Annotated in this window: 6 protein-coding genes; 3 read left to right on the forward strand and 3 right to left on the reverse strand. The window is 70.7% G+C overall.

Going from position 1 to position 8,216, the window contains the following annotated elements:
- The 3 genes from ABZX61_RS65530 to ABZX61_RS65540 all read right to left on the reverse strand — a co-directional run.
- Window positions 1-1,388, reverse strand: a 1,388-nt coding sequence (locus ABZX61_RS65530) for a beta-ketoacyl synthase N-terminal-like domain-containing protein (protein WP_355213186.1), incomplete at its 3' end; no start/stop codon positions are given.
- A 61-nt stretch (window positions 1,389-1,449) separates the two neighbouring features.
- A complete protein-coding gene (locus ABZX61_RS65535; protein WP_355213188.1) occupies window positions 1,450-2,727 on the reverse strand; it encodes an activator-dependent family glycosyltransferase in 1,278 nt (425 codons plus the stop codon).
- A gap of 158 nt (window positions 2,728-2,885) precedes the next feature.
- Window positions 2,886-3,941, reverse strand: coding sequence for a helix-turn-helix domain-containing protein (locus ABZX61_RS65540; protein WP_355213190.1), 1,056 nt, complete (start codon window positions 3,939-3,941; stop codon window positions 2,886-2,888).
- Window positions 3,942-4,237: 296 nt separating this feature from the next.
- On the opposite strand from ABZX61_RS65540, the gene ABZX61_RS65545 reads away from it, so the two are divergent.
- The 3 genes from ABZX61_RS65545 to ABZX61_RS65555 all read left to right on the forward strand — a co-directional run.
- Window positions 4,238-5,146, forward strand: coding sequence for a proline iminopeptidase-family hydrolase (locus ABZX61_RS65545; protein ID WP_355213192.1), 909 nt, complete (start codon window positions 4,238-4,240; stop codon window positions 5,144-5,146).
- 43 nt (window positions 5,147-5,189) lie between these two features.
- Window positions 5,190-6,428 carry a type III PLP-dependent enzyme gene (locus tag ABZX61_RS65550; RefSeq protein ID WP_355213194.1) on the forward strand — a complete coding sequence of 413 codons (1,239 nt, stop codon included), beginning with the start codon at window positions 5,190-5,192 and terminating at the stop codon, window positions 6,426-6,428.
- 94 nt (window positions 6,429-6,522) lie between these two features.
- Window positions 6,523-8,216 (forward strand): type I polyketide synthase (locus tag ABZX61_RS65555; protein ID WP_355213196.1); only part of this gene is annotated, 1,694 nt, incomplete at its 3' end.

Consider the following 8,216-nt stretch of genomic DNA (forward strand, 5'->3'; position numbering starts at 1 on the left):
TCGGGAGCCTGCTCCACGACCACGTGCGCGTTCGTCCCGCTCACCCCGAACGACGACACACCCGCCCGCCGCGGCCGGCCGTCCGGCTCCGGCCACTCTCGCGCCTGCTCCAGCAGCCGGACCTGGCCCTCCTCCCAGTCGACATGGCTGGACGGGGCGGACACGTACAGGGTCCGGGGCAGGAGACCCTCGCGGGTGGCCATGACCATCTTGATCACACCGGCCACGCCCGCGGCGGCCTGCGTGTGCCCGATGTTCGACTTCACCGACCCGAGCCACAGCGGCGCCGCCGCGTCACGGTCCCGCCCGTACGTGGCCAGCAGCGCCTGGGCCTCGATGGGGTCGCCGAGCGTGGTTCCCGTGCCATGCGCCTCGACCACGTCCACGTCGGCGGCCGTCACCCCGGCGTTGGTCAGCGCCTGGCGGATCACCCGCTCCTGCGAAGGACCGTTGGGCGCGGTCAGACCGTTGCTGGCCCCGTCCTGGTTGACCGCCGTGCCCCGAATGACCGCCAGGACCTGGTGGCCGTTGGCCCGCGCGTCGGACAGGCGCTCCAGCAGCAGCATGCCGACACCCTCGGCGAACACGGTGCCGTCGGCGTCGTCGGAGAAGGCCTTGCACCTGCCGTCGCGGGCCAGCCCCTGCTGCCGGCTGAAGTCCACCATCAGCTCGGGCGTCGGCATGACGGTCACGCCGCCCGCGAGCGCGAGCGTGCTCTCCCCGCTGCGCAGCGACTGGCAGGCCAGGTGGATGGCGACGAGCGAGGAGGAGCAGGCGGTGTCCACCGTGACCGCGGGGCCCTCCAGGCCCATGCTGTAGGCGACCCGGCCGGAGATGACGGAGCTGGTGTTGCCGGTCTGCACATACCCCTCGACGCCCTCGGGGAACGGCCCGAGCCCCGAGACGTAGCCGGTCTGCGTCCCGCCGACGAAGACGCCGGTGGGGGTGCCGCGCAGCGTGCCGGGGTCGATCGCGGCCCGTTCCAGCGCCTCCCAGGCGACCTCCAGCACGTGCCGCTGCTGCGGGTCCATCACCAGGGCCTCGCGCGGGCTGATCCCGAAGAAGCCGGCGTCGAAGTCGCCCGCCCCTTCGAGGAAACCGCCGTCCCGCGCGTACGTCGTACCGCCGGCCGTGTGGTCCTCGTCGTAGAGCGTCTCGAGGTCCCAGCCCCGGTCGTCGGGGAAGGAGGAGATCCCCGAGCGGGCCTCCACCAGCATGTTCCACAGGTCCTCCGGCGACTTCACCCCGCCGGGGTAGCGGCAGCTCATCGCCACGATCGCGATCGGCTCACGATCCTTCGCCTCGACCTCGCGCAGCCGCCGGCGGGCGCGCTGAAGGTCGGCGGTAGCACGCTTGAGGTAGTCCCGGAACTTGTCGTCAGTGGCCATGGGATTCTCAACCAGCCTTGAGGTAGTGAGGCGGAACGGGACGGACGCGGGCCGGCGCGGTCTAGCCGGCTGTCCTCCGGTGGCGGAGCACGTGCTCTTCCAGGTCCTTGACCAGGTCGTGCGGGGTCGGGGTCTCCCGTATCTCCTGACTGGTCTTCTTTGCGCGCTCGGTGAAGGTGGAGTCGTTCAGGATCCGCTGCAGTTCGGTGCGGAGGGTGTCGGCCGAGAACCGGTCCGGCGGAAGGTGCACGCCCACGCCGTGCGCTTCGATGGCGTCCGCGACCTGGTCCTCGTCGTGCAGCGCGTGCGGGATGATGAGCTGCGGGACGCCGTTGAGCAGCGCCGTCAGGGTGCTGCCGGTCCCCGCGTGGTGGACGATCGCCGAGCAGCTCTTGAGCAGCGGGTCCAGCGGCACGAACCCGGGGATCCGGACGTTGTCGGGGACGGTGGCCCCGGCGGGGACGGAAGCGGGGCCCAGCAGGGCGACGACCTCGATGTCCAGGTCGGCGACGGCCTCGAACAGGTCGGGGTACCCCAGCTTCGCGCGGCCGGCCCACACCTCCTGGTAGGAGTTGCCCAGGGTGACGCAGACCCGCGGCCGCTCCGGTTCCGTCCGCAGCCAGTCGGGGATGGTCCCGGGGCCGTTGTACGCCACGTAGCGCACGGGCAGGTAGTCGTACTCCGCCGGCAGGCGCAGCCAGGAGGGGATCGAGTCGATGGTCGTCTGGCCGAGGACGAGGTCGTCGTCGTACTCGCAGCCGTACTTCTCCAGCTTGGCCGTCAGCCAGTCGCGTACCGGGTCCTCGCCGGCGGCCTCCGGGCGCTCGGCCCGCAGGCGCAGGAACAGCTCGCGTAAACGGCCCCAGTGGTCGCGGCCGATGGTCGTCCGGGCGTGCGCGGCGCCGCAGGCGGCCGCCGCCACCGGTCCCGTGTACGTCATGCTGTCCCAGATGACCAGGTCAGGGCGCCATGAGCGGCAGAAGGCGACCATGCCGTCGAAGACGGACTCGTCGGTGTTCACGTCCAGCGCCATCGGGGAGGCGAAGGCCGCGAGGCAGTCGCGCACGTACTCGTAGGTGAGGACCTCGGGCCGGATCTCCGTGATGGAGTACCCGGACCCGTAGATGGTCTCCTCGGGCGCCATCGCCGCGACGCGCTCGGCGTAGCGCGCCTCGTCGCCGACGGCGACGCCCATCAGTCCCGTCTGCCGCACCAGGGGCATGATGTCGGGTTGTGCCGCGATCACGACGTCGTGGCCCGCGGACTTGAGCGCCCAGCCGAGCGGCACCACGAGGTTGAGATGAGCGCTGGCCGCGAGTTGGGTGACAACGACGCGCATTCCGCATCCTTCCGGCAGGTACAAGGTCGGCCGGGCGGCGGCGCGCAATGCGCCCTTCCGCTCACAGGTGGGTGTCGTGAGCAGGTCCGCCAGAGCCCCATCGACTCTCACGAGACAGTAATCAGCCACGTGAGAGGCACCGACCCCTAGATCACCCCTCAGGCCCCCCTGCGGACTTCGGCCGTACTGGGGTGTTCGCCGAGCCGTCGCAGGGTGAGTGCGAGGGTCAGGCGGGCGCGGCCCTCGGCCGGCTGCACGGGGAAGCCGAGCTCGCTCTCGGCGCGGGCCAGCCGGGCGGCGACGGAGCTGCGGTGGATGTAGAGCCGGGAGGCGGTCTGGCGGATGGAGTCGCTGGCCGCGAAGACGTCCAGCGTCGCCAGGACGGAGTCCCCGTTGGGCGCTTCCGCCAGGCGGTCCAGTGCGGCGACGTCCGGGGATCCGCCGATGGCCTCGTCCGGCAGGTGCTCGGCGAGCAGGGCGAAGCCGCCCAGCCGGTCCCAGTGCACGACCCTGCCCCACAGCTCCCCCGGGCCGGCAAAGCGCAGTGCCGTACGCGCCATGTGCCAGGCCCGCGCGGCGCTCGCGGACGGAACGCGCGGGCTCACCCCGACCGCCGAGCTCGTGCCGGCGAGGGCGTCGGGCCAGGGCGGGCCGGAGACGATGACCCCGTACACCTGCCCGAGGCGGGCCACCCTGCCGCCGAGCCCGGAGGCGTCTCCGGCGACGGCGAACACCTGCACGGAACGATCCGGCCTCAGTCCGAGGAGCTTCAGCGCCCGGGAGCGTCCGGCCTCGTCGGCGGCCGAGCCGAGGACGAGTTCGACAAGCGCCGGGTCGCCGAACGCCGGGGCGGGCTCCCTCCTGCCCAGGACGGCGGCGCAGGCGATGGCGAACCGTTCGACGAGCATGGCGTCGATCGGGTACGCGTCGCCGCGCCGCTCGATCCACACCTCGCCGCCGTTCACGAGCTCGTGCCTCCTGGCACCCGGGTCGGCGGGCCCGTCGAGTGCGCCGCCGCCGGCGCTCACCCGCCGATACACCCCCAGACCGGGAACGCTCACCCCTACGGGGCATTCCGCGAGCCGCGAAGCCTCCAGCAGCAGCCGCTCCAGATCGGCGCCGTTCTGCAGGAGCACGTCGAAGAAGCTGATCACCCTGAGCTCGTCACCCGCGTGGGCGTCGAGTTCGGAAAGGCGTAACAGCAGGTGCTTCATCAGGTTGACCTCGGCTTTGATTTTGCGTTCACTCGGGCTCGGAAAAAGCGACGCCGCGGCCGGCGGTCGCCATTCGGGGTGAATGTTCGCAACGGCACGGTATACGGACGCCGGGGCTTCGCGGCGGGTCCGGGGAACGGAATCCCGCCCTATAGGGGATACGCACGGGTCGGATAGGGGTCCGCCCTCGATCGGCCTTCACCTAGCGTCGGCAGGGCCGCTCACCTGCGCATTGTGCGGCATTTCGATGAATGGCCCAGGGCGTGGGGCGCCGGCTCCGCGCCGAACGTGATGAGGTGGTTGACTTGGCCCGAGCCCCCAGCGCCAGGGGAACCCTGCCGTTCGGCGACCACGTGACCTGGTACCGGGTGACCGGCACCCCGGGAAAGGGGAAGCCGGCGGTCGTGGCCCTGCACGGAGGGCCCGGCGGCACCCATGACTATTTGCTCCCCATGGCGGGGCTCGCCGACGCCGGCTGGCCGGTCGTCCATTACGACCAGCTCGGGAACGGCGGTTCCACGCACCTGGACGACGCGGATCCGGGATTCTGGACGCCGGAGTTGTTCGACGCCGAGCTGGGCAATCTGCTGAACCGCCTGGGAATCGCCGGCGACTACGTTCTCTTCGGCCATTCCTGGGGCGGTCTGCTGGCCGCCAAACACGCCTCCGAGCGGCCGTCCGGGCTGCGCGGCCTGGTCATCGCGAACTCGCCGGCCTCGTACCCGGAATGGCGTAAAGAGCTGAAGATCCTGCGCGACCTGCTGCCGAGCGGGGTGAACGAGACGCTGCTCGCCCACGAGGCGGCCGGGACGACGGACACCCGCGAATACTTCGACGCGATGATGGTCTTCTACAACCGGCACGTGATCCGTACGCGGCCGTGGCCACGCGAATTCAAGGCCACGTTCATGGACACGCTCAGCAATCCGACCGTCTATCAGGCCATGAACGGGCCGTGCGAATTCCACGTGATCGGCAGCCTGAAGGACTGGGACGTCCTGGACCTCCTGCCCGGCATCGACGTGCCCACGTTGGTGGTCTCGGGCCGGCACGACGAGGTGACCCAGGAGTCGGTCCGGCCTTTCCTCGAGCTCATTCCCGGGGCCCGCGGAAAGGTCTTCGAGGATTCCAGCCATTCGCCGCATCTGGAGGAGCCGGAGCTCTTCCGGCGGGTCATGCTCGAATTCCTCGCCGGCCTGGCCTGACTTGGGCCGCCGCTCTTCATGCCCTTGCCCAAGGAGACAAATCTTGAACGACGCCACCGATATCGTGAAGAGCGACGCCGAGCTCGCTGCTCGCTACGGATCGCCGCTTTACGTCTACGACCTCGAACGTGCCGTCGCCGCTTATGACGACCTCCGCGCCTCCCTGCCCGAGGGGACGGTCGTCTATTTCTCGTTCAAGGCCAATCCCCATCCGGAGATCGCCGAGGCGCTGCGCGAGGGCGGCGGTTCCGCGTGCAAGGCCGAGATCAGCTCCACGGGCGAGCTCGCCGCGGCCCTGCTGGCGGGCTTCGACCCGCTCGACATCCTCTACACCGGGCCCGGCAAGACGACCGAGGAGGTGGAGGCCGCTCTGGAGGCCGGCGTCCGCCGTTTCTCCGTCGAGTCGGTCAACGACCTGCGCCGGATCGGGCAGGCCGCCGGCGAACAGGACACGGTCGCCGACTGCCTCCTGCGGGTGAACAGCACCGCCTCAGGCGCCACCACCAGCATCCGCATGACGGGGGCTCCCTCCCAGTTCGGCTTCGACAGCGAGACGCTCCCCGAGCTCATGCCGGAGCTTCGATCGGTGCCCGGCACCCGTCTGTCGGGGATGCACCTGTTCTCGCTGAGCAACGCGAAGGACGAGGAATCCCTGATCGCCGAGTTCAAGCATACGATCACCGCGGCGGCCGAGGTGCGTGACTCGACGGGCCTGGAGCCGGAGCTGCTCGACATCGGCGGCGGCTTCGCCTCCCCCTACCTCTCCCCCGGCGAACGCCCCGTCTACGGCGGACTCCGCGCGGCGCTGGAGGAGGTCCTCGACTCGCACTTCCCGGGCTGGCGCGACGGCAGCCCCCAGGTCGCCTGCGAATCCGGGCGGTACCTCGTCGGCGACTGCGGCCGGCTCGTGTGCACCGTCACCAACGTCAAGGAGAGCCGCGGCGGCAGGTTCATCATCCTGGACGCCGGGATCAACACGCTGGGCGGCATGTCCGGGCTCGGGCGGCTGCTGCCGGTCTCCGTCCAGTTCGAGTCCGCCGAGCCCGTGGCACCGGCCAGCCTCGTCGGCCCGCTCTGCACCCCGGGCGACATCCTCGGCCGCAATGTCGCCGTACCCGATCTCCGCCCCGGGGACGTGGTGACCATCCCGAACGCGGGGGCCTACGGCATGACGGCCAGCCTGCTCATGTTCCTGGGCCGCCCGGCGCCCAGCGAGGTCGTCATGCGCGGCGACAAGGTCGTCTCCTCGTCCCACGTGCTTTTCGTCCGCATGTACGAGTAGAACCACCTGCCTGCCCTGCAGGTATCCATCGTCGGCTGTCCCGGCTCAAGCGCCGCGGACAGGATCACTGCGGTTCATATGGAGAGTCAAACAGATGAGCCAGTCCGGAAACAGCGAATTCGAAGCCAGCGGCACCCCGACGACGAGGGCCGGACGAGCGACGGCCTTCACCCTTCGGCTGGCTGACCTCTCCATGGCGGAACGCCGGGCGTCCCTGATCGAACTGGTGAGCCGGACGACGCTCGACGTGATGAGCGCCGTACTGCCCGGGCTGCTGGAGACGGTCTCCGCCGAGCAGACCTTCAAGGACATGGGGCTCGACTCCCTCGCGGCGGTCGAACTGCACGACCGGCTCGCCGCCGAGCTCGGCGCCGAGCTCCCGATCGGCATCGCCTTCGACTACCCGACGCCGGCCGCTCTCGCCGACTACCTGCTCACCGAGGCGCTCGGGCTCGGGGAACGGCGAACCGCCGAGATCACGGCCGCCGTCGGCTCCGACGAGCCCATCGCGATCGTCGGCATGGCCTGCCGCTACCCCGGCGGCGTGGCCACGCCCGAGGAGCTGTGGGAGCTGATCACCGAGGGCCGGGAGACGGTGACCGGGTTCCCGACGGACCGGGGGTGGGACCTCGACCGGCTCTTCGACGACGACCCCGACGCCGGCAACACCACCTATGCCCGGGTGGGCCACTTCCTGCACGACGCCGCGGAGTTCGACGCGGCGTTCTTCGGGATCAGCCCGCGTGAGGCCGTGGCGATGGACCCGCAGCAGCGGCTGATCCTGGAGACCTGCTGGGAGGCCGTCGAACGGGCCGGCATCAACCCCCAGACCCTGCACCAGAGCCAGACCGGCGTCTTCATCGGCGCCGAACCGCAGGACTACGGCCCCCGCCTGCACCAGGCGCCCCCTGACGTCGAGGGCTACCTCGTCACCGGCGCCGCGCCGAGTGTCGTCGCCGGCCGGGTCGCGTACACGCTGGGCCTGGAAGGGCCCGCCGTCACCGTGGACACCGCCTGCTCGGCGTCGCTCGTCGCCATCCACCTGGCCTGCCAGTCGCTGCGCACCGGGGAGAGCCCGCTGGTGCTCGCGGGCGGGGTGACCGTGATGTCCGCGCCGGGGACGTACACCGCCTTCAGCCGCCAGCGCGTCATCGCCGCCGACGGCCGCTGCAAGGCCTTCAGCTCCGACGCCGACGGCACCGGCTTCTCCGAGGGCGTCGGCATGCTGGTGCTGGAGCGGTTGTCGGATGCGGTGGCCGCTGGTCATCGGGTGTTGGGGGTGATCCGTGGGTCGGCGGTCAATCAGGACGGGGCCAGTAATGGTTTGACGGCTCCGAACGGTCCTTCGCAGGAGCGGGTGATCCGTCAGGCGCTGGCCAATGCGGGGTTGTCGGGTGCGGAAGTGGACGCGGTCGAGGCGCACGGCACGGGAACCGCGCTCGGTGATCCGATCGAGGCGCATGCGCTGCTGGCCACGTATGGGCGGGATCGTGACCCGGCGCAGCCGTTGTGGCTGGGCTCCTTGAAGTCGAACATCGGGCACACGCAGGCGGCTGCGGGGGTGGCCGGTGTCATCAAGATGGTGCTGGCGATGCGGCACGGGTTGTTGCCGCAGACGCTGCATGTGTCTGCTCCTACGACCCACGTCGATTGGGAGCAGGGCCAGGTCCGGCTGCTGGAGCAGGCACAGGACTGGCCGGAGCCGGACGGCCGGCCGCGGCGGGCGGGTGTGTCGTCGTTCGGGGTGAGCGGGACGAACGCGCACGTGGTCGTGGAGCAGGCTCCCGA

It is taken from the genome of Nonomuraea sp. NPDC003709 (genome assembly GCF_040610775.1).
Lineage (GTDB): Bacteria > Actinomycetota > Actinomycetes > Streptosporangiales > Streptosporangiaceae > Nonomuraea > Nonomuraea angiospora_A.

What these genes read in the sequence shown, in the direction of transcription:
- ABZX61_RS65535 (WP_355213188.1), bottom strand. Translation starts at nt 2,727, where the DNA reads ATGCGCGTCGTTGTCACCCAACTCGCGGCCAGCGCTCATCTCAACCTC.
- ABZX61_RS65540 (WP_355213190.1), bottom strand. Translation starts at nt 3,941, where the DNA reads ATGAAGCACCTGCTGTTACGCCTTTCCGAACTCGACGCCCACGCGGGT.